The organism is Curtobacterium sp. SP.BCp (assembly GCF_051903255.1).
In the GTDB taxonomy this organism is placed as follows: Bacteria; Actinomycetota; Actinomycetes; order Actinomycetales; family Microbacteriaceae; genus Curtobacterium.
This window is the reverse complement of the sequence record NZ_CP194338.1, coordinates 1,949,985-1,968,919: the sequence shown is the minus strand read 5'-3', so window position 1 is coordinate 1,968,919 and position 18,935 is coordinate 1,949,985. Positions and strand designations below refer to the sequence as shown.

Here is an 18,935-nt window from a genome sequence, read left to right as displayed (position 1 = left end):
AGCTGCAACCGAAGGAACGCAATGTCCACTCTCGAAATCCGCGACCTCCAGGTCTCGATCGACACCGATCAGGGCACCAAGGAGATCCTCAAGGGCGTCGACCTCACCATCAACGAGGGCGAGATCCACGCGATCATGGGGCCGAACGGCTCCGGCAAGTCGACGCTCGCGTACACGATCGCCGGGCACCCGCGCTACAACGTCGTCGGCGGCTCGATCACGCTCGACGGCGAGGACGTCCTCTCCATGAGCGTCGACGAGCGCGCCCGCGCCGGCATGTTCCTCGCCATGCAGTACCCGGTGGAGATCCCCGGCGTCACGGTGTCGAACTTCCTCCGCACCGCGAAGACCGCCGTCGACGGCGAGGCCCCCGCGCTGCGCGGCTGGGTCAAGGACCTCCGCCAGTCGATGGCCGACCTCAAGATGGACTCCGCCTTCGCCGAGCGCAACGTCAACGAGGGCTTCTCCGGCGGCGAGAAGAAGCGCCACGAGATCATGCAGCTCGAGCTCCTCAAGCCGAAGTTCGCGGTCCTCGACGAGACCGACTCCGGCCTCGACGTCGACGCGCTGAAGATCGTCTCCGAGGGCGTCAACCGCGCCAAGGCGGCGACCGGCCTCGGCGTGCTCCTCATCACGCACTACACGCGCATCCTCCGCTACATCAAGCCGGACTTCGTGCACGTGTTCGTCGCCGGCAAGGTGGCGGAGCAGGGTGGCCCCGAGCTCGCCGAGCGCCTCGAGAACGAGGGCTACGACCGCTACGTACAGGCCGCTGCCGCCGAGGCGCAGGCCTGATGATCACCGCACTCTCCCCGGAGAAGTTCGACGAGGTCGTGGAGGGCCTCAAGGAGGTCCAAGACCCGGAGCTCGGCGTGAACATCGTCGACCTCGGCCTGATCTACGACCTCGCGATGGACGACGAGGCGAACGCACTCGTCATCAGCATGACGCTGACGAGCGCGGGCTGCCCGCTGACGGACGTCATCGAGGGCGACACGGCGAACGCGCTCGACGGGATCGTCGACGCGTTCCGGATCAACTGGGTCTGGATGCCGCCGTGGGGCCCGGAGCGGATCACGGACGACGGGCGCGAGATGATGCGCGCGCTCGGCTTCTCGATCTAGTCGCGACCGACCAGCAGACGGGAGGCGCGGTGCCAGCTGGCACCGCGCCTCCCGTCCGTCGTGGGGTTGCGTCCGTCGCGCGCGACACGCCCGGGGTCCGTCGCCGCGGTCGCAGCATGTGTCGCGTGCGGCGCCCTCAGGCGACTGTTCGTGCGACCAACCCGCTCGGCGCGCGGCGTGTTGTGCGACCAGCGCGGCTCCTCTGCGGCTCGCGATGCCCGAGGTTCCAGGACTCGCCGCACGCATCCCACCGAGGTTCCACGGAGGAACGACGAGAGCGGCCGAGGTTCCGACATTCCGGAACCTCGGCCGCTCTCGCGACGCAGCGCGGCGCGTCAGCGCCGGCCGAGCGCCTTCCACGCCAGGGGCAGGACGCCCGCCGCGATGAGGGCCTTCGCCACGCCGCCGATCACGAACGGGTAGAGGCCCGCCGCGAGCACGGACTGCAGGTCGTTCGGCGCACCGAGCTGGCCGAGGGAGGCCGCGAGCCACGGCAGACCGGTCACGAACGGGACCGCGCTCGCGAGGAGCATCGCCACGGTGGCGCGACCGATGTGCCGGTCCCAGTTGCGACGGGCGAACCAGCCCACGAGCCCAGCGGCCGGGACGAACCCGATCACGTAGCCGAAGCTCGGCGAGGCCAGCGCGGACAGGCCACCGGAGAACCCGGCGAAGAACGGCGCACCGGCGAGCCCGGCGACCGCGTAGACGAGCAGCGAGAGCATGCCACGACGGGCGCCGAGCGTGGCGCCGACGAGGACGACGGCCAGGGTCTGCCCGGTGATCGGTACGGGCCACATCGGCACCTCGACCTGCGCCATGGCGGCGGTGAAGAGCGCGCCGCCGGCGACGAGGGCGGCGTCGGCGGCCAGGCCGTGGGTGCGCAGACGGTCGGCGAGGACTGCGCGGCGAGCGAACCCGGTGGCGTTCGTCATGGATTCTCCTAGAATGGACTGCTGGTCCCGTTCTGGGACCATCGGTCCCGTCAGCGTAGCGGTGCACCTCCCGCACACGTCGTTGTGCAAAACCACCAACTGATTGGACGTCCACTGTGCTTGCCGTGCACGATCTCGAGATCCGCGTCGGGGCCCGCCTCCTCATGGAGAACGTCTCCTTCCGTGTCGAGAAGGGCGACAAGATCGGTCTCGTCGGGCGCAACGGCGCCGGCAAGACCACGATGACGAAGGCGCTGGCGGGGGAGACGCAGCCCACCGCCGGCAAGATCGAGCGCGGTGGCGAGATCGGCTACCTGCCGCAGGACCCCCGTTCGGGCAATCCGGAGGACACCGCCCGGAAGCGCATCCTCGACGCCCGGGGCCTCGGCGAGCTCGTCGAGGGCATCCGGCTCGCGACCCTCGACATGGCGAGCGACGACGCCGCGGTCGCCGAGAAGGCCATGCGCCGGTACAGCCGCCTCGACGACCAGTTCAACGCGCTCGGCGGGTACGCGGCCGAGGCCGAGGCGGCGTCGATCGCGTCGAACCTCAAGCTCCCGGACCGCATCCTCGACCAGCAGCTCAAGACGCTCTCGGGCGGTCAGCGGCGGCGCATCGAGCTCGCCCGCATCCTGTTCTCGGACGCCGAGACGATGATCCTGGACGAGCCGACGAACCACCTCGACGCCGACTCGATCGTCTGGCTCCGCGAGCACCTGAAGACCTACCCGGGCGGCGTCATCGTCATCTCGCACGACGTCGAGCTCGTGGACGAGGTCGTCAACCGCGTGTTCTACCTCGACGCCAACCGCCAGTCCATCGACGTGTACAACATGGGCTGGAAGCTCTACCAGCGGCAGCGCGCCGCCGACGAGGAGCGCCGCCGCAAGGAGCGCGCAAACGCCGAGAAGAAGGCCGCGACGCTGAAGGACCAGGCCGCACGGTTCGGTGCGAAGGCCACGAAGGCCGCCGCGGCGCACCAGATGGTCGCGCGTGCCGAGAAGCTCCTCGCGGGCCTCGAGGACGAGCGCGCCGTGGACCGGGTCGCGAAGCTGCGGTTCCCGACGCCGACCCCGTGCGGACGGACGCCGCTCATGGCCGAGGGCCTGTCGAAGTCCTACGGCTCACTGGAGATCTTCGCGGGCGTGGACCTCGCGATCGACCGCGGCTCGCGCGTCGTCATCCTCGGGTTCAACGGCGCCGGCAAGACGACGCTGCTCCGGATCCTCGCGGGCGCGGACCAGCCGGACACGGGCGAGATCCTGCCCGGCCACGGCCTGCGCATCGGCTACTACGCGCAGGAGCACGAGAACATCGACGTCAACCGGACCGTGATCGAGAACATGGTGTCGGCGTCGAACGACCTCAACGAGACCGAGGCCCGCCGTGTGCTCGGCTCGTTCCTCTTCACGGGCGACGACGGCTACAAGAAGGCCGGTGTGCTCTCCGGTGGTGAGAAGACCCGTCTGTCGCTGGCGATGATCGTCGTGTCGGGCGCGAACGTGCTGCTGCTCGACGAGCCGACGAACAACCTCGACCCGGCCTCGCGCGAGGAGATCCTCGGCGCCCTCGCCGGCTACGAGGGTGCGGTCGTGCTCGTCTCGCACGACGCCGGCGCGGTCGAGGCCCTCAACCCCGAGCGGGTCCTCCTGCTGCCGGACGGCACCGAGGACCACTGGAACAAGGAGTACGCGGAGCTCATCGAGCTCGCCTGACCGGCGTGCGCGCGGTGCGCGCGATCGGACGGGAGGCCCGTGGCGACACCGCCACGGGCCTCCCGTCCGGAACCGGTCGCGTTCAGCGACCGGCGTTCAGCAGTTCGTCCTCGACTTCGGCGTCGGACTTCGGCTTCGCGTCCTTCCGGCGACGACGCTCCTCGGCGCGCTCGCGCTCGTCGGGATCGTCCTGGTTGAGGTTCCGGTACTCCTGCACCATCACGTACGCGAGGAACCCGAAGCCCCCGGCGGCGAACAGGAACCACTGGATGAAGTAGCTGAGGTGCAGACCGGTGTCCGCCGACGGGCGGTCCCACCCGAGGGGCGCGGTCTGTGTCGGAGCGGGGTCCTCGGAGGCGAGCTGTCCGTAGGCGCCGGTCCAGATCGGCATCCCGACCTTGTCGCGGACGTCGGCGAGGGTGACCGACTGCACCTGGTCGGTGTGGGACGGGTCGGAGCGGCCGGGGATCCGCGGCTCGCTCTGCTGCAGGCGGACGACGACGGTGACCTCGCCGCTCGGCGGCGCCGGGACGTGGTCGGGCGCGTCCTGCCGGTTGCCCGTCGGGACCCACCCGCGGTCGACGATGAACGCGCGGCCGTCGGCGGTGACGAGCGGGGTGAGGACCTCGAAGCCGGGCTGGCCGTTGTGCACGCGGTTCCGGACGAGGAGCTGCGCGTCGGTGTCGTACCGCCCGGTGGCGGTCACCCGGAGCCAGGTCTGGTCGTCGTCCCAGCTCGCGGCGCGGGGGAGCGCCTGGTCGAGCGGGACCGGCGAGTGGTCGTAGTTCTGCGCGATCTGCTCGTTCTGACGGACGGCCTCGTTCCGGCGGTCCCACTGCCACATGCCGAACAGGGCGCAGACGATCGCGAAGGCCACGGCGATCGCGAAGTACCCGAGCCAGCGGCGGCTCCGGACGAAGCGCCACCCGACGTACGGCTCGTCGGGGTCGTGTTCGTGCGGGGCGTCCGACGTCGAGGCCACCTCGCGCTGCAGCTTGGCGGCGTGTCGTCGGCCGTACCGGGAGCTCGGGTCGAAGCCGTCGGTCATCGATCGGTGCCGGTGGCGCGCACCCCGACGTCGTTCTTCGGCCCGGCGTTCGGGTCTCGGAGGTCGTCGAGGCGGTCGACGTCCTCGTGCATGCCGGTCACGCGGACGGGGAAGCTGCGCGAGCGGAGGTAGTCGGCGAGGAAGTCACGGTGGTCCTCGCACGCCGCCCAGATCTTCACCCGATCGGTGGCGTGGATGCGCGGGTTCCGCCAGTTGATGCGCCACTCGGCGGTCTCGGTGCAGCCGGCGCGCGAGCACACCGGGGTGGAACCGGGCTCGGTGAAGAGGTCGAACGTCGCCCCCATCAGCGCCGTCCGCCGGTCTTCGGGGGCCAGACGTTCGTGTGGTCGCCGTGCCGCTGCCACTCGTCCTGCGCGTGCTGGGCCTGGTCACGGAGGCGGTCCTGCTCGTTGCGGTAGGCCTGCGCGCGGGCTGCTTCCTGCTCCTCACGGATGCGGACGTCGTCGGCGTCGTAGAGCTGGATCGCTCCGGCGGGGGCGACGACGTCGTTCTCGGCGCGGTTGCCGGCGTTGGCGAGGATGACCGCGACCCAGGGGATCACCCCGGCGAGGATGATCGGGATCACCACGAGCCACGTGTGCCAGGCGGTCCAGACGAGGACGGCGGCGACGAAGCAGACGACGCGGACGGCCATCTGCCAGACGTAGCGGGAGAGCCGGTGCGCACGGTCCTGTTCCGGCGACTCGGGGAGTGCCGTGATGCTGTGCGTGGTCTTCATTCGGATGTCCATCGTCTCCCGGGGACAAGCCTAAGCCTCCGTCGGACATTCCGGTTCCGCCGCGCGCGATCGGAGTGCGCGGATCGGCTCGGGTACGCTCGTCCGGGCGTGTCCGGCGGCACGCCGTCCGACACACCCCGAGGAGCGACCATGAGCACCCCCCGTACCGTCCTGATCACCGGCGGCAACCGCAGCATCGGCTACGCCCTCGCGGAGCGCTTCGTCGCCGAGGGCCACCGCGTCGCGGTCACGTCGCGCAGCGGGACGGGCGGCCCCGAGGGTGCGCTCACGGTGCAGGCCGACATCACCGACACGGCGTCCGTCGACGCGGCCTTCACGCAGGTCGAGGCCGAGCTCGGTCCGGTCGAGGTGCTCGTCGCAAACGCCGGCATCACGAACGACCAGCTGCTGCTCCGCATGTCGGAGGAGGACTTCACGAGCGTCGTCGACACGAACCTCACCGGCACGTTCCGGGTGGTCAAGCGCGCCACGAAGGGCATGATGAAGGCGAAGTTCGGCCGCATCGTGCTCATGGGCAGCGTCGTCGGCACGTTCGGTCAGGTCGGGCAGGTGAACTACGCGTCGTCGAAGGCCGCCCTCATCGGCATGGCCCGGTCGATCACGCGCGAGCTCGGCTCCCGCGGCATCACCGCCAACGTCGTCACGCCCGGGTTCATCCAGACGGACATGACGGCGTCGCTGCCGGACGAGCTCGTCGCCGAGTTCAAGAAGCAGATCCCCGCCTCCCGGTACGGCACGGTGGACGACGTCGCGGACGCCACGCTGTTCCTCGCGGGCGACGGCGCCGGGTACATCTCCGGTGCGGTCATCCCGGTCGACGGCGGCCTCGGGATGGGCCACTGACGCGCGGCTGACGGCCTGCGCGGTTCAGCCGCGCAGGCCCATCGTCACGAGGACCGCCGACAGGTCGCGGTCGACCACGGACAGGTCCGCCTCGGCGCGGACCCGGGGCTTGGCGTCGAACGCCACGGACAGGCCCGCGACGCGCATCATCTCGAGGTCGTTCGCGCCGTCGCCGACGGCGACCGTCCGCAGTCGGTCGACGCCGTCCGCCGCCGCCCACTCCCGGAGCGCGGTCGCCTTCGCCTGCGCGTCCACCACGTCCCCGAGGACGCGCCCGGACAGCACGCCGTCGACCACCTCGAGCCGGTTCGCCCGGCAGTGGTCGAGGCCGAGCTCGGCGGCGAACGGGTCGAGGACCTCGTGGAAGCCGCCGGACACGACCCCGGCGGTGCCGCCCGCGGCGTGCAAGCCGCGCACCAGTTCGGCAGCGCCCCGCGTGACGCGGACCGCCTGCTGCGCTCTGCGGAAGACGTCGTCCTGGAGGCCCGCGAGGGTCGCGACACGCTCCCGGAGGCTCTCCGCGAAGTCGATCTCCCCGCGCATGGCGCGCTCCGTGATCGCCGCGACCTGTGGCCGGGTACCGGCCGCGTCGGCGAGGAGTTCGATCACCTCGTCTTCGAGCAGGGTGGAATCGGCATCGAGGACGAGGAGGAAGCGGGGCACGGACCAACGCTACCGACTGACGGAGGCACGGCCGCGTCCGTGACGCGAGCCGTGCCTCCAGGCCGTCCTTGCTGGTTCGTCGTCAGGCCTCGACCTTGACGCCCTTGCCGACCACGGTGATCCCCGATTCGGTGACCGTGAAGCCACGGGCCTCGTCGGCCTCGCGGTCGACGCCGACCCGCGCACCCGGTGCGATGACCACGTCCTTGTCGAGGATCGCGCGGTTGACGACGGCGCCCGCACCGATCGAGGCGCGCTCGAACACGATGGAGTCGAGGACCTTCGCGCCGGAGTCGATGCCGCACCAGGGGCCGATCATGCTGCGTTCGACCTGCGCGCCGGACACCAGGCAGCCGAGCGAGACGAGCGAGTCCACCGTCGATCCGGTGTTGCCGTTCGCGTCGCGGACGAACTTCGCCGGCGGCAGGTTGGTCTGCTGGTTGAAGATCGGCCAGTCCTGGTTGTACAGGTTGAAGACGGGCACCGGGGCGATGAGGTCCATGTGCGCGTCGAAGAACGAGTCGATCGTCCCCACGTCGCGCCAGTAGTACCGGTCGCGTTCGTTCGAGCCGGGCACGTCGTTGCGCTTGAGGTCGTACACGCCGGCGTCGCCCCGCGCCACGAAGTCCGGCACGATGTCACCGCCCATGTCGTGGTTCGACGTCTCGATCTGGCCGTCGCGGAGCACGGCGTCCACGAGCGCGTCGGCGTCGAAGACGTAGTTGCCCATCGACGCGAGGATCTCGCCGGGGGAGTCGGCCAGACCGACCGCGTCCTTCGGCTTCTCGAGGAACGCGTCGATCTTCGTCGGGTCGTCCTCGGCGACCTGGATGACGCCGAACTGGTCCGCGAGGCCGATCGGCTGGCGGATCGCGGCGACCGTGGCACTCCGGCCGGACGCGATGTGCGCCTCGACCATCTGGTGGAAGTCCATCCGGTAGACGTGGTCGGCACCCACCACGACGACGATGTCGGGGCGCTCGTCACGGAGGAGGTTGAGCGACTGCAGGATCGCGTCGGCCGACCCGGCGAACCAGCGCTTGCCGAGTCGCTGCTGCGCGGGCACGGACGCGACGTAGGAGCCGAGCAGCCCCTCCATGCGCCAGGTCTCCGCGACGTGGCGGTCGAGGCTGTGCGACTTGTACTGGGTCAGGACGACGATCTTCTGCAGCCCGGAGTTCACGAGGTTCGACAGCGCGAAGTCGATGAGCCGGAAGTTGCCGCCGAACGGGACAGCGGGTTTCGCACGGTCCGCCGTGAGCGGCATGAGGCGCTTGCCCTCTCCGCCGGCGAGGACGATGCCGAAGACCTTCTTTGGTGCCATACCGCTCACAGTATGCGTCCGGACCGGGGAACGGTTACGTTGAACGCGTGCGAGTCGATCTGTTGACCAGGGAATACCCACCAGAGGTGTACGGCGGGGCGGGCGTCCACGTCGCCGAGCTCACCGCAGCGCTGCGGTCGGGTACGGACACCGAGGTGCGGGTCCGCGCCTTCGGGGCCTTCCGGGACGAGGCCGACGTCTGGGCCTACCGGACGCCGGACGGCCTCGAGCAGGCCAACGGCGCACTGCAGGCGCTCGGCACCGACGTGGCGATCGCCGCCGACGTCGAGGGCGCCGACGTCGTGCACTCGCACACCTGGTACGCGAACGCCGCGGGCCGGATCGCGCAGTTGACCTACGACATCCCCCACGTCGTCACCGCCCACAGCCTCGAGCCGCTGCGGCCGTGGAAGGCCGAGCAGCTCGGCGGCGGCTACCGGCTGTCGAGCTGGATGGAGCGCGAGGCGTTCGAACGTGCCGACGCGGTCGTCGCGGTGTCGAAGGCCATGCGGGCCGACATCCTCCGGTCGTACCCGTCGATCGACCCCGAGCGGGTGCAGGTCGTCTACAACGGGATCGACATCGACGAGTGGCAGCCGAACGTCGACGAGGACGCGGTGCGCGCACTCGGGATCGACCCCTCGCGTCGCAGCGTCGTGTTCGTCGGACGGATCACGCGCCAGAAGGGCCTGCCCTACCTGCTCCGCGCGGTGGCGTCGCTGCCGTCGGACGTGCAGATCGTGCTCTGCGCCGGGGCGCCGGACACCCCGGAGATCATGGCCGAGGTGACCGGGCTGGTCGACTCCCTGCGTTCGGAACGAGACGGCGTGGTCTGGATCGACCGCATGCTCTCCCACGGTGAGATCGTCAACGTGCTGTCCTCCGGCACGGTGTTCGTCTGCCCGTCGATCTACGAACCCCTCGGCATCGTGAACCTCGAGGCCATGGCGTGCGGCATCCCCGTCGTCGGCACCGGCACCGGAGGCATCCCCGAGGTCGTCGCCGACGGTCTCACCGGACGCATCGTGCCGATCGACCAGGCGCAGGACGGCACCGGCACGCCGACCGACCCCGACCGGTACGTGGCCGACCTCGGGGCAACTTTGAACGAGGTCCTCGAGGACGAGGGGCTCGCGAAGCTCATGGGCCGCGCCGGACGACTCCGTGTCGAGAGCGAGTTCACGTGGGACGCCATCGCCCACCGGACCCGCGCCGTGTACGACCAGGTCCTCGCGGGTCGCTGACGCACGCCGTCCGTGGCGCGAGCCGACCAGGTTCCGCGCCACGGGCCTCCCGGGCCGGTCCCGGCCGTCCCGACCCCGTAGGCTGGGGGCATGCCCTCGGTCGTGCGCTTGTCAGACGTCTCCGTGGTCCGCAACGGGGCCACCATCCTCGACTCCGTCTCGTGGGAGGTGCAGGACGACGAGCGCTGGGTCGTGCTCGGGGCGAACGGCGCCGGCAAGACCACGCTGCTGCAGGTCGCGGGTGCGCAGACGTTCCCGACCTCGGGCGCCGTGCACGTCCTCGACGTCGAGCTCGGGACGGCCGACCTGGCCGAGCTCCGTCCCCGGATCGGCTTCGCGTCGACCGCCCTCGCGCGACGCATCCCGTTCACCGAGACCGTGCTCGACGTCGTGCTGACGGCGGCCTACTCGGTCACCGGTCGGTGGAACGAGGAGTACGAGGAGCTCGACGTCCGGCGTGCGCAGCGTGTGCTCGACGAGTGGGGCCTCGGTGCGTTCACCGAGCGGACCTTCGGCGAGCTGAGCGACGGCGAGCAGAAGCGCGTGCAGATCGCCCGTGCGGTGATGACCGACCCCGAGGTGCTGTTCCTCGACGAGCCGGCGGCGTCGCTCGACCTCGGCGCCCGCGAGAGCCTCGTCCGGACCCTCGGCGGGTATGCGCAGAGCCCCGACGCCCCCGCGATCGTCATCGTGACGCACCACGTCGAGGAGATCCCCGTCGGCTTCACGCACGCGCTCGTCCTCGCCGACGGACGGGTCCAGGCCGCCGGTCCGATCGACGAGGTCCTGACGGACGAGACGCTCTCGCAGGCGTTCGGCGTCGGTCTCGCCGTCACCAAGGACGACGGGCGCTGGACCGCCCGCGCGTCGTAGCGGCTCGCCGAGCCGATCTGGTAACGTAGACGGCTGGCGCACGCCGAAGACTTCCCGCACGGCGTCCTTTCGGACCCGCGCATCCCGACCGCATCCAACCGAGGAATCTCCATGAAGACCGACACCCACCCCGAGTACAACGCCATCGTCTTCCGCGACCTGGCCTCCGGAGAGACGTTCCTGACGCGCTCGACCGCGACCAGCGACAAGACCATCGAGCTCGACGGTGCGACCTACCCGGTCATCGACGTCGAGATCTCGTCCGCGTCGCACCCGTTCTACACGGGCAAGCAGCGCATCCTCGACTCGGCCGGTCGCGTCGAGAAGTTCAACCAGCGCTTCAAGGGCTTCTCCAAGTAAGCAGCCTCGCGTTCCGCAACGGGCGGTCCTCCTTCGGGAGGGCCGCCCGTTCGCCGTTCCGGGTGTGGCGGTGCGGCGGGCGGCGCGCGAGGCGCGGCGCCGGTGGCGCGGGCGGTACCGATCGGCGGCGCAGAAGTGAAGTCCATCGGAACCACGTCGATCCGCGGTGCGGGCCGACTTTGGTTGTGCGGCGGCGGCCGGCTCGCGTTGCGCGGCCGGCTCGCGTCGCGCGCGGGCGGCGCCGCGCGCGGTACCGCTGTCCGCGACGTACGGCAGCGCCGATCGGCGGCGCACAACCAGAGTCCATCGGAACCACATCGATGCGCGGTGTGGGTTGTCTTTGGTTGGGCGGCGCCAGGCGCTCGGTGGCGTGCGGCATGCACGGGTGGGCGCGGGCGGGCGCGGGAGACGGCCGGAGCGCGGGGGGAGGCGCCGCGGCGCGGACGGCGGCCGGCGCGCGGGGGAGCGCGTCGCGCTAGGAGCCGTTGCGGTGCGGCCAGCGCCCGTCGGCCGTGAACGCCGGGTCGCGCTTCGTGCGCATGTACTCCTGGAAGGACGCGGCCTGGTCGGCGCACCAGCCGACCTGCTTGCGGTGGAGTTCCTCGGCGGAGACCCCGAGGTCATCCGGGTACTTCGCCGCGATGGCCTGCGCCACCCGTCCCGCGGCGATCGCGTCCGCACCGGCGTCGTGTGCGTCGGACAGCGTCACGCCGTACAGCTCGGACGCGGCCTCGAGCGTGCGCTTGCCCTTGCGGTAGGTGTCGAGCGCCTTGTCGATGACGAGCGGGTCGACGACGTTGCCGATGACGGGGGAGGCGAGACCGTGGCGCCGGGCCTCTCGGTCGAGGACGGTGAGGTCGTACGGGGCGTTGTAGATGACGAGCGGGATGCCGCGGGCGAACACGGCCTCGACCGCAGCGATGACCTCGGCCACGACCTCACCGGCGGGACGGCCCTCCGCCTGGGCACGCTCGGTGGTGTACCCGTGCACGGCTGCAGCGCCCTCGGGGATGGCTATGCCCGGGTCGGCGACCCAGGCGCCCTCGACGATGGAGCGACCGGTCATGTCGATGAGGCCGACGTGGGCGGTGACGATCCGGGCGGTCTCGACGTCGACGCCGGTGGTCTCGAGGTCGAAGACGCCGAGTGCGTGCCACCACGGGCGGCCGGAGAGGTCCTGCACCGTGGGGGTCGGTGCGGCTGCTGTCGCGGAGTACGTCACGCGGCCAGGCTAACGGGACGCACCGACACGGACGGCACCGACACGGACGGCACCGACACGGACGGCACCGACACGGGCCGCACCGAGCTGGCCCGCGCGACCCGCCGACACGGACGACGTGACCCGCCTGGCGGGGCCGCGCCGTGCCTCCAGGCCGCTACGCCGTCGTCGTGGCGGATGCGGGCGCGACCGCTGCGGGGGCGACCGCCGGTGCCGCGCCCACGTGCAGCCAGTAGAACGACTGCGTCCCGAGCGTCAGCGTGACGGACCCGTGCTCGTCGAACGACGGGAACACGCTGCCACCGAAGAGGTCGTACAGCGGTCGCCCGGCGTACTCCGGCACCGAGATCGTCACGGACGTCGGGTTCGTGGCGAACGAGAAGACGCAGAGGACGTCCTCCGCCGAGGGTCCGAACTGCTGCCCCGACCCCTCCCACGAGCGCACGAACGCGAGCACGGAGCCGTTCGACGTGTCCTTGACGTCGAGCGTCCCGAGGCCGAACACCGGGTGCGCCTTGCGGACGTGGATGACGTTCCGGACCCAGTGCAGGAGCGAGCGGGACTGCGCGAGCTGCGCCTCGACGTTGACCTGCTGGTAGTTGTAGACGAGCGACTGGACGACGGGCAGGTACAGCTTGCCCGGGTCCGCCGTGGAGAACCCCGCGTTGCGGTCGGGCGTCCACTGCATCGGGGTGCGCGACGAGTCACGGTCCGGCAGCCAGATGTTGTCGCCCATGCCGATCTCGTCGCCGTAGTACAGGAACGGCGACCCCGGCAGCGAGAACAGCAGCGCGTGGATGAGTTCGAGCTCGGCGCGCGAGTTGTCGAGCAGGGGGGCGAGACGGCGCCGGATGCCGATGTTGGAGCGCATCCGCGGGTCGTAGCCGTACCAGCCGTACATCGCCTGGCGGTACTCCTCGCTGACCATCTCGAGGGTGAGCTCGTCGTGGTTGCGGAGGAACACGCCCCACGCCGCCGACTCGGGGACGTCGAGCGTCTCGGAGAGGATCGCCTTGAGCTCCGAGGCGTGCTGCGCGCGGAGCGAGTAGAAGATGCGCGGCATCACGGGGAAGTCGAACGCCATGTGGCACTCGGGCTCCTCGTCGGTGCCGAAGAACGCGGCGGTCTCGCGCGGCCACTGGTTCGCCTCGGCGAGGAGGACCCGGCCGGGGTACTCGTCGTCGACCATCGCGCGGAGCTTCTTGATGAACTCGTGGGTCTCCGGCTCGCCCTCGCCGTTGCCGTCCTCGGACTCGAAGAGGTACGGGATCGCGTCGAGCCGTAGCCCGTCGACGCCCATGTCCAGCCAGTGCCGCACGACGTCGTACACGGCCTCGACGACCGCGGGGTTCTCGAAGTTGAGGTCGGGCTGGTGCGAGAAGAACCGGTGGAAGAAGAACTGTCGCCGCACGGGGTCGAACGTCCAGTTCGACTCCTCCGTGTCGACGAAGATGATCCGGATGTTCTCGTACTCCTCGTCGGTGTCGCGCCAGACGTAGAAGTCGCCGTACGGGCCGTCCGGGTCCTCGCGGGACTGCTGGAACCACTCGTGCTGGTCGCTCGTGTGGTTGATCACCATGTCGATGACGATGCGCATGTTGCGCTCGTGCGACTTCGTGACGAGCTCGCGGAAGTCGTCGAGGGTGCCGAACTCGGGCAGGATCGCCTTGTAGTCGGCGATGTCGTACCCGCCGTCGCGCATCGGCGACTGGAAGAACGGCGGCAGCCAGATGGCATCGATGCCGAGCCACTGCAGGTAGTCGAGCTTGCCGATCACGCCCTGGATGTCACCGATGCCGTCACCGTTGGAATCGACGAACGAGCGGATCATGCACTCGTAGAAGACGGAGCGCTTGTACCACTGCGGGTCCAGGGTCAGGCCTGGGAGCTGGATCGGGGCCGTGAACGTCACCCTGGACACGCTAGGCCGCGCGGCTGGCGCTGTCCGCAGGAAGACCGGACGGGAGGCACGGCTCGCCGTCGCGGACGCGTCCCGTCTGCGAGTTCTCCACATCCGGTCGGCGGTGCGGTGGGCGCGCGGGTCGCCTTCCCTAGACTGGCCGGGATGCGCCCGCCCCTGCTCTCCCCGTACCAGTCCCTCATGGCCGCGACCCCGGTCGCGCACCGCGCGGTGCGGATCGACGGGCGGACGACGCACTACTGGGTCTACGGCCCCGAGGACGCCACCCGCACCGTGCTCGCGGTGCACGGGTTCCGGGGCGACCACCACGGTCTCGAGACCATCGCCGCGCACCTGCAGGGCGTCCGCGTGGTCGTGCCGGACCTGCCGGGGTTCGGCGTGTCGGACCCGCTGCCCTCGTCCGACATCGACTCCTACGTCACATGGCTGACCGGGTTCCACGCGGCGCTCGGCATGGACGAGCAGACGGTCGTCCTCGGGCACTCGTTCGGCTCGATCGTGGTCGCCGCCACCGTCGCGGCGGGCTTGCGCACCCGACTGCTCGTGCTCGTGAACCCGATCGCCGCGCCGGCGCTGCAGGGACCGCGGGCGATCGCGACGGGCGCCGCGATCGGCTACTACAAGGCCGGCGCTGTGCTCCCGAAGCCGGTCGGTCTCGCGCTGCTCCGCAACCCCGCGATCGTCCGCGTCATGAGCATCACCATGCTCAAGTCGCACGACCGCGACCTCCGGCGCTGGGTGCACGACCAGCACGACCGCTACTTCTCGGCGTTCTCCGACCGCACGAGTGTGCTCGAGGCGTTCCGCACCTCGGTGACCCACGACGTCTCCGAGTACGCCGACCGCATCGACGTCCCGGTGCTGATGATCGCGGCCGAGCACGACGACATCACGGCCGTCCCCGAGCAGCAGGCGCTGGCCGCGCGGCTCGCGGACGCTGAGCTCGTCGTCGTCCCCGGTGTCGGGCACCTCGTGCACTACGAGACCCCCGGAGCGGCTGCCTCCGCCGTGCTCCGACGGATGGACGACTCCACGGGCGCGGGGCGCGACGGCGGCTGGCGTCGTCCGCATCAGCGCCGCGGACGACGGGGCGGCGGCGCGAGCGACGCGACGGCGGCGACGGACGGGGCGGAGCCGACCCGGGCCTCCCGTCCGGACCGACGTGGGGAGCGCGCGTCGTGAGTCGCCTCCGCATCGGCCTCGACTGCCGGTACGTCCGCATCGGGCGACACGATGGCATCTCGCGGTTCACCGCCGGGGTCGTCGCACACCTGCCCGACCGGCACGACTACGTCCTCCTGGTGCACGACGTCCGTCAGCTCGAGTCGCTGCCCGACGGCCTGCCACACGAACTCCTGCCCGCCCCGACCGACGCCGGCGAGCCGTTCGTCGCACGGCGGGTCAACACGCTCGGCCTCGACGCGGTGTTCTCGCCGATGCAGACGATGGGGTCGCGTGGGCGCGACTACGCCCTCGTGCTCACCCTGCACGACCTCATCTACTACCGGAACCGGACGCCCCCACGGGACTTCTCGTGGCCGATCCGGCTGGGGTGGCGAGCCTTCCACCTGTCCTGGGCTCCGCAGCGGTTCCTGCTGAACGGCGCCGACGGCGTCGTGACCGTCTCCGAGACGACCGCCGGCCTCATCCGTGAGCACCGGTTGACGAAGCGACCCGTGACCGTGGCGTACAACGCGGCAGACCCGGCCGAGCGTCGTTCCGAGGATGGGGAGCGGCGCCGGGACCTCGTGTACATGGGGTCGTTCATGCCGTACAAGAACGTGGAGACGCTGGCGGCCGCGCTGCCCCTGCTCGGCGTCGGATGGCGCCTGCACTGCATGTCGCGGGTCTCGGACGCCGATCGTGCCCGTCTGACCCGGATCGCACCCGGCGGATCGCTCGTGTTCCACGACGGCGCGTCCGACGAGACCTACCTGGACGTGCTGCGCACCGCGACCGCCCTCGTGACGGCGTCGTACGACGAGGGCTTCGGCATCCCGCTCGTCGAGGCGATGGGCGTCGGGACCCCGGTCGCGGTGAGCGACATCCCGATCTTCCGGGAGATCGGCGGCAGCGCGGCGGAGTACTTCGACCCGTCCTCGCCGTCGGCGGTCGCGGCGGCGGTGCGTCGGCTCGAAGACCGGTGGGACGACGCCTCTGATCAGTCCGTGGAGCAGGCGGCACGGTTCCGGTGGGCCGATTCTGCCGAGCACGTCGTCGCTGCGGTCGAGCGGGCTGTGGCGGACCGGGCGGCTCGCTGACGGGATCGCGCCCGTCGGCCGGCTGGCGACACCTCGGCCGGTCACGCGGGCGGGAGCTCGCTCGTCACCGCAGCTCCTGGGAAGACCCCCTGTGTCGCCTCCCGCGCCTTCGCGAGCACGGCACCGAGGGCTGCTCCACGCCCCGTGGTCTGCACGGTGACCTGCTGGACCTTCGCGTCGTCGGAGGGCGTCGACGCGACCCAGGCACACCGCACCGCACGCACCCCGCCGATGGCGTCGACTCGCCTGGCCAGGTCGAGGCGGCGCGCGCTGACCTCGGCGTCGGCCGAGATCCCGACGCGCATGGTGTCGATCGCGACGACCGCGAACACCCGGACGCCGTTCCCGTCCGTCCTCGCCGCGGCCTCGCTGAGCGCGGAGACGAGTGCTGCCTGCGCGGTCTCGTCCAGGCCGTCCTCGGCGGTGGCGACCGAGATGACGTCGTAGCTGGCGAACCCGGTCTTCGTGGTGCGGATACCGTTGACCTTGACCACCCCGTCGACGGCGCCGGCAGCGGTCTCGAACCGGCTGAGCGCTGCGGCTGGCTGGGGGAAGACCCCGCCGACGCCGTTCTGCACGCTGCCGATGATGGTCACGAGCGCGGCCGCGAGGACCCCGGCAGCGAGGACGACACCCCCGGCGACCAGGGCGCCCCGCCGCACACGCTGCGGGGTGGTCCGGGTCGGCACCGGGGCCGTGTCGGGGCCGAACGCGCGGTCGAGGTCGTCGTCGGGCTCGGCGGGCCACCCGGGTCGTTCGGTGCTCATGCGGTCCCCCTCTCAGGACCTCCCGACCGGGTCGGCGGTTCGAGCGCTCGGCTCGGCCCGGAGTGTCCCGGAGCATAGTCCGGTGGCGGGGAGCGGGTCAGCGGGGCTCGAGGTGATGAGTCTCACGCGGCGCGGCACCGAGTCTCGTGCGGGGCGCCGCCGAGTCTCGTGCTGGGCGACGCTGCTCGTGTTCGCGATCGCGAGAGGTGTCGCTGTGCACGAGACTCGGGCTGCCCGCTCGCCCAGCCCGTGAGCCCCGGTCCGCTCGCCCCGGCCCGCTCGCCCCGCGAGCCGCGCGACCGTCAGCTGCGGCGCTCGAGGGGGTTCTGGTACTCGAAGGCGTAGCCGCCCGGACCGTCCGACGCGTCGTCGATCGGGTCGTCGAACCGCACGAGCTCGGCGTGGAAGCGCTCCGGGTCCCACCGGAACGAGTGGATCGAGCCGTTCCGGATCGGCGTGCTGTGCCGGTCGGCGGTCCCCGGTGCGGCGGCGTTCACCACGCTCCGGATGACCGCACCGTGCGTGGCGACGACGACGGACGCGCCGTCGTACCGGATCGCGATCTCACCGAGCTGCTCGGTCACACGGGCGAGGAGCGCCGACCGCGACTCACGCCCGGGGACGTCGTCGTGCGGCCACCGCGCGCGGATCTCGACGTCCGTCAGCCCCTCGGCCGCACCGTAGGAGCGCTCCGCCAACCCGGAGTAGGTGTCGGGTGCGGCGAGACCGAGCCGGGCGGCGATGATCGACCCGGTCTCCCGCGCGCGGGACAGCGGCGACGCCACGACGGCGTCGAAGGCCCTGCGCGCGAGGAGTTCGGCGGCCCCGGCTGCCTGGTCGCGCCCGACGTCGTTGAGCGGGATGTCGGTCGATCCCTGGATGCGGCGCTGCCGGTTCCAGTCGGTCTCGCCGTGGCGGACGAGGGAGAGGTGGGTCGTCACCCGACGATCATCCCAGGCTCCGCGGAACCGGCGCCCGAGGCCACCGTGCCGAGGCGCGAGGCGAGCTCGACGAGGGTCTCGGTGGTGCCGGCGTCGAGCTTCACCGCAGCACGGCGGTCGCTCCGCGTCGTGCCGCGGTTCACGATCACCACCGGGTGCTTCCGCCGGACGGCGTGGTCGACGAGACGCACGCCGGAGTTCACCGTCAGGGAGGACCCGACGACGAGCAGCGCGTCCGCGTCGGCGACGATCGACACGGACTCGCGGAACTTCTCGGCGGGGACGAACTCGCCGAAGAACACCACGTCGGGCTTGAGCACCCCACCGCACACCGAGCAGTCGGGCACGACGAAGCGTTCGACGTCGGTGATCTCGACGTCGCCGTCGGGCTGGAGCTGCACGGACCCGGGCTCGTCGATCCACGGGTTCGCCCGGTCGAGCGTGGCCGCGAGGTCCGAGCGCGAGAACACCTGGCCGCACGTCAGGCAGACGGCACGGTCCATCGAGCCGTGGATCTCGACCACCCGCCGCGAACCGGACCGGAGGTGCAGCCCGTCGACGTTCTGGGTGATGACCCCGGTGACGATCCCCGCTCGTTCGAGTTCGGCGAGCGCGCGGTGCCCGTCGTTCGGCGCAGCAGCCGCGAAGGTCCGCCAACCGAGGTGCGAGCCGGCCCAGTAGCGCTGCCGCTTCGCCGGGTCGGACCGGAACTCCTGGAAGGTCATCGGCTTCCGCACGACGCGGCCCTCGCCCCGGTAGTCGGGGATCCCCGAGTCGGTGCTGAGTCCGGCGCCGGAGAGGACCGCGATGCGCTTGCCGGCGAGCAGCTCGACGGCGCGGTCGAGGTCGGCCGCGGTGCTGTGCTCGTCGCTCGGGGGCATCGTCTCCACGGTACCCTCAACAGCCGACCGTCCCGCGTCCTTCCCTCCCAGAA

The 18,935-nt window shown here is 71.2% G+C and carries 20 protein-coding genes; 9 read left to right on the top strand and 11 right to left on the bottom strand.

Annotated elements, in window-relative coordinates:
- The first annotated feature begins 21 nt into the window (after positions 1–21).
- Positions 22–795, top strand: coding sequence for a Fe-S cluster assembly ATPase SufC (sufC, locus tag ACRQ4C_RS09500; protein ID WP_439688500.1), 774 nt, complete (start codon positions 22–24; stop codon positions 793–795).
- Positions 795–1,124 carry a metal-sulfur cluster assembly factor gene (locus ACRQ4C_RS09495; RefSeq protein WP_022902786.1) on the top strand — a complete coding sequence of 110 codons (330 nt, stop codon included), beginning with the start codon at positions 795–797 and terminating at the stop codon, positions 1,122–1,124. Before sufC ends, ACRQ4C_RS09495 begins: the two co-directional genes overlap by 1 nt.
- Before the next feature lie 335 nt (positions 1,125–1,459).
- Here ACRQ4C_RS09495 and ACRQ4C_RS09490 read toward each other — a convergent pair whose 3' ends face one another.
- Positions 1,460–2,059 carry a biotin transporter BioY gene (locus ACRQ4C_RS09490; RefSeq protein WP_439688499.1) on the bottom strand — a complete coding sequence of 200 codons (600 nt, stop codon included), beginning with the start codon at positions 2,057–2,059 and terminating at the stop codon, positions 1,460–1,462.
- Positions 2,060–2,175: 116 nt separating this feature from the next.
- On the opposite strand from ACRQ4C_RS09490, the gene ACRQ4C_RS09485 reads away from it, so the two are divergent.
- On the top strand, positions 2,176–3,774 hold the full coding sequence (locus ACRQ4C_RS09485; RefSeq protein ID WP_439688498.1) for an ABC-F family ATP-binding cassette domain-containing protein: 1,599 nt from the start codon (positions 2,176–2,178) through the stop codon (positions 3,772–3,774).
- An 82-nt stretch (positions 3,775–3,856) separates the two neighbouring features.
- Here ACRQ4C_RS09485 and ACRQ4C_RS09480 read toward each other — a convergent pair whose 3' ends face one another.
- Genes ACRQ4C_RS09480 through ACRQ4C_RS09470 form a run of 3 tightly spaced genes read right to left on the bottom strand, consistent with a single transcriptional unit; the run spans position 3,857 to position 5,561 of the window.
- Complete coding sequence (locus tag ACRQ4C_RS09480) at positions 3,857–4,822, bottom strand: SURF1 family cytochrome oxidase biogenesis protein (RefSeq protein ID WP_439688497.1); 966 nt, start codon at positions 4,820–4,822, stop codon at positions 3,857–3,859.
- Positions 4,819–5,127 carry a hypothetical protein gene (locus tag ACRQ4C_RS09475; protein WP_354670479.1) on the bottom strand — a complete coding sequence of 103 codons (309 nt, stop codon included), beginning with the start codon at positions 5,125–5,127 and terminating at the stop codon, positions 4,819–4,821. Before ACRQ4C_RS09475 ends, ACRQ4C_RS09480 begins: the two co-directional genes overlap by 4 nt.
- Positions 5,127–5,561: a DUF3099 domain-containing protein gene (locus ACRQ4C_RS09470; RefSeq protein WP_439688496.1), complete on the bottom strand. Its 435-nt coding sequence runs from the start codon at positions 5,559–5,561 to the stop codon at positions 5,127–5,129. Before ACRQ4C_RS09470 ends, ACRQ4C_RS09475 begins: the two co-directional genes overlap by 1 nt.
- Positions 5,562–5,711: 150 nt before the next feature.
- Here ACRQ4C_RS09470 and fabG point away from each other — a divergent pair, with 150 nt between their 5' ends.
- A complete protein-coding gene (gene fabG / locus ACRQ4C_RS09465; RefSeq protein WP_290131681.1) occupies positions 5,712–6,425 on the top strand; it encodes a 3-oxoacyl-ACP reductase FabG in 714 nt (237 codons plus the stop codon).
- A gap of 24 nt (positions 6,426–6,449) precedes the next feature.
- Here fabG and serB read toward each other — a convergent pair whose 3' ends face one another.
- Positions 6,450–7,088: a phosphoserine phosphatase SerB gene (gene serB / locus ACRQ4C_RS09460; protein ID WP_439688495.1), complete on the bottom strand. Its 639-nt coding sequence runs from the start codon at positions 7,086–7,088 to the stop codon at positions 6,450–6,452.
- Between the two features lie 82 nt (positions 7,089–7,170).
- Positions 7,171–8,412 carry a glucose-1-phosphate adenylyltransferase gene (locus ACRQ4C_RS09455; RefSeq protein WP_290131683.1) on the bottom strand — a complete coding sequence of 414 codons (1,242 nt, stop codon included), beginning with the start codon at positions 8,410–8,412 and terminating at the stop codon, positions 7,171–7,173.
- 47 nt (positions 8,413–8,459) lie between these two features.
- Here ACRQ4C_RS09455 and glgA point away from each other — a divergent pair, with 47 nt between their 5' ends.
- The 3 genes from glgA (at position 8,460) to ACRQ4C_RS09440 (ending at position 10,889) form a co-directional block, all read left to right on the top strand.
- Positions 8,460–9,656 (top strand): glycogen synthase, encoded by a 1,197-nt coding sequence (gene glgA / locus ACRQ4C_RS09450; protein ID WP_439688494.1) that lies wholly within the window; start codon positions 8,460–8,462, stop codon positions 9,654–9,656.
- A 90-nt stretch (positions 9,657–9,746) separates the two neighbouring features.
- Positions 9,747–10,529: an ABC transporter ATP-binding protein gene (locus ACRQ4C_RS09445; RefSeq protein WP_290131685.1), complete on the top strand. Its 783-nt coding sequence runs from the start codon at positions 9,747–9,749 to the stop codon at positions 10,527–10,529.
- A 111-nt stretch (positions 10,530–10,640) separates the two neighbouring features.
- Positions 10,641–10,889, top strand: coding sequence for a type B 50S ribosomal protein L31 (locus ACRQ4C_RS09440; RefSeq protein ID WP_022905175.1), 249 nt, complete (start codon positions 10,641–10,643; stop codon positions 10,887–10,889).
- Positions 10,890–11,364: 475 nt separating this feature from the next.
- On the opposite strand, the gene ACRQ4C_RS09435 is transcribed toward ACRQ4C_RS09440, so the two are convergent.
- Together ACRQ4C_RS09435 and treS are read right to left on the bottom strand one after the other, a co-directional pair.
- A complete protein-coding gene (locus ACRQ4C_RS09435) occupies positions 11,365–12,072 on the bottom strand; it encodes an exonuclease domain-containing protein (RefSeq protein WP_290134239.1) in 708 nt (235 codons plus the stop codon).
- A 196-nt stretch (positions 12,073–12,268) separates the two neighbouring features.
- Positions 12,269–14,023 (bottom strand): maltose alpha-D-glucosyltransferase, encoded by a 1,755-nt coding sequence (gene treS / locus ACRQ4C_RS09430; protein WP_439688493.1) that lies wholly within the window; start codon positions 14,021–14,023, stop codon positions 12,269–12,271.
- A gap of 153 nt (positions 14,024–14,176) precedes the next feature.
- Here treS and ACRQ4C_RS09425 point away from each other — a divergent pair, with 153 nt between their 5' ends.
- Entirely contained in the window at positions 14,177–15,214 is a 1,038-nt protein-coding gene (locus ACRQ4C_RS09425) for an alpha/beta fold hydrolase (RefSeq protein WP_439688492.1), read from the top strand.
- Positions 15,211–16,293 carry a glycosyltransferase family 4 protein gene (locus tag ACRQ4C_RS09420; RefSeq protein WP_439688491.1) on the top strand — a complete coding sequence of 361 codons (1,083 nt, stop codon included), beginning with the start codon at positions 15,211–15,213 and terminating at the stop codon, positions 16,291–16,293. Before ACRQ4C_RS09425 ends, ACRQ4C_RS09420 begins: the two co-directional genes overlap by 4 nt.
- Before the next feature lie 41 nt (positions 16,294–16,334).
- On the opposite strand, the gene ACRQ4C_RS09415 is transcribed toward ACRQ4C_RS09420, so the two are convergent.
- The 3 genes from ACRQ4C_RS09415 to ACRQ4C_RS09405 form a co-directional block, all read right to left on the bottom strand.
- On the bottom strand, positions 16,335–17,060 hold the full coding sequence (locus ACRQ4C_RS09415; protein ID WP_439688490.1) for a hypothetical protein: 726 nt from the start codon (positions 17,058–17,060) through the stop codon (positions 16,335–16,337).
- 302 nt (positions 17,061–17,362) lie between these two features.
- A complete protein-coding gene (locus tag ACRQ4C_RS09410; RefSeq protein WP_290131690.1) occupies positions 17,363–18,001 on the bottom strand; it encodes a histidine phosphatase family protein in 639 nt (212 codons plus the stop codon).
- Positions 17,998–18,882, bottom strand: coding sequence for a Sir2 family NAD-dependent protein deacetylase (locus ACRQ4C_RS09405; protein ID WP_439688489.1), 885 nt, complete (start codon positions 18,880–18,882; stop codon positions 17,998–18,000). Before ACRQ4C_RS09405 ends, ACRQ4C_RS09410 begins: the two co-directional genes overlap by 4 nt.
- Positions 18,883–18,935 lie beyond the last annotated feature (53 nt).

Bases quoted from the DNA above. Each gene is read 5' to 3' on its own strand.
- ACRQ4C_RS09425 (WP_439688492.1), top strand. From the start codon at position 14,177: ATGCGCCCGCCCCTGCTCTCCCCGTACCAGTCCCTCATGGCCGCGACC.
- ACRQ4C_RS09475 (WP_354670479.1), bottom strand. From the start codon at position 5,127: ATGGGGGCGACGTTCGACCTCTTCACCGAGCCCGGTTCCACCCCGGTG.
- ACRQ4C_RS09470 (WP_439688496.1), bottom strand. From the start codon at position 5,561: ATGAAGACCACGCACAGCATCACGGCACTCCCCGAGTCGCCGGAACAG.
- ACRQ4C_RS09490 (WP_439688499.1), bottom strand. From the start codon at position 2,059: ATGACGAACGCCACCGGGTTCGCTCGCCGCGCAGTCCTCGCCGACCGT.
- ACRQ4C_RS09455 (WP_290131683.1), bottom strand. From the start codon at position 8,412: ATGGCACCAAAGAAGGTCTTCGGCATCGTCCTCGCCGGCGGAGAGGGC.
- sufC (WP_439688500.1), top strand. From the start codon at position 22: ATGTCCACTCTCGAAATCCGCGACCTCCAGGTCTCGATCGACACCGAT.
- ACRQ4C_RS09440 (WP_022905175.1), top strand. From the start codon at position 10,641: ATGAAGACCGACACCCACCCCGAGTACAACGCCATCGTCTTCCGCGAC.
- ACRQ4C_RS09480 (WP_439688497.1), bottom strand. From the start codon at position 4,822: ATGACCGACGGCTTCGACCCGAGCTCCCGGTACGGCCGACGACACGCC.
- fabG (WP_290131681.1), top strand. From the start codon at position 5,712: ATGAGCACCCCCCGTACCGTCCTGATCACCGGCGGCAACCGCAGCATC.
- ACRQ4C_RS09405 (WP_439688489.1), bottom strand. From the start codon at position 18,882: ATGCCCCCGAGCGACGAGCACAGCACCGCGGCCGACCTCGACCGCGCC.
- ACRQ4C_RS09415 (WP_439688490.1), bottom strand. From the start codon at position 17,060: ATGAGCACCGAACGACCCGGGTGGCCCGCCGAGCCCGACGACGACCTC.
- ACRQ4C_RS09495 (WP_022902786.1), top strand. From the start codon at position 795: ATGATCACCGCACTCTCCCCGGAGAAGTTCGACGAGGTCGTGGAGGGC.
- ACRQ4C_RS09445 (WP_290131685.1), top strand. From the start codon at position 9,747: ATGCCCTCGGTCGTGCGCTTGTCAGACGTCTCCGTGGTCCGCAACGGG.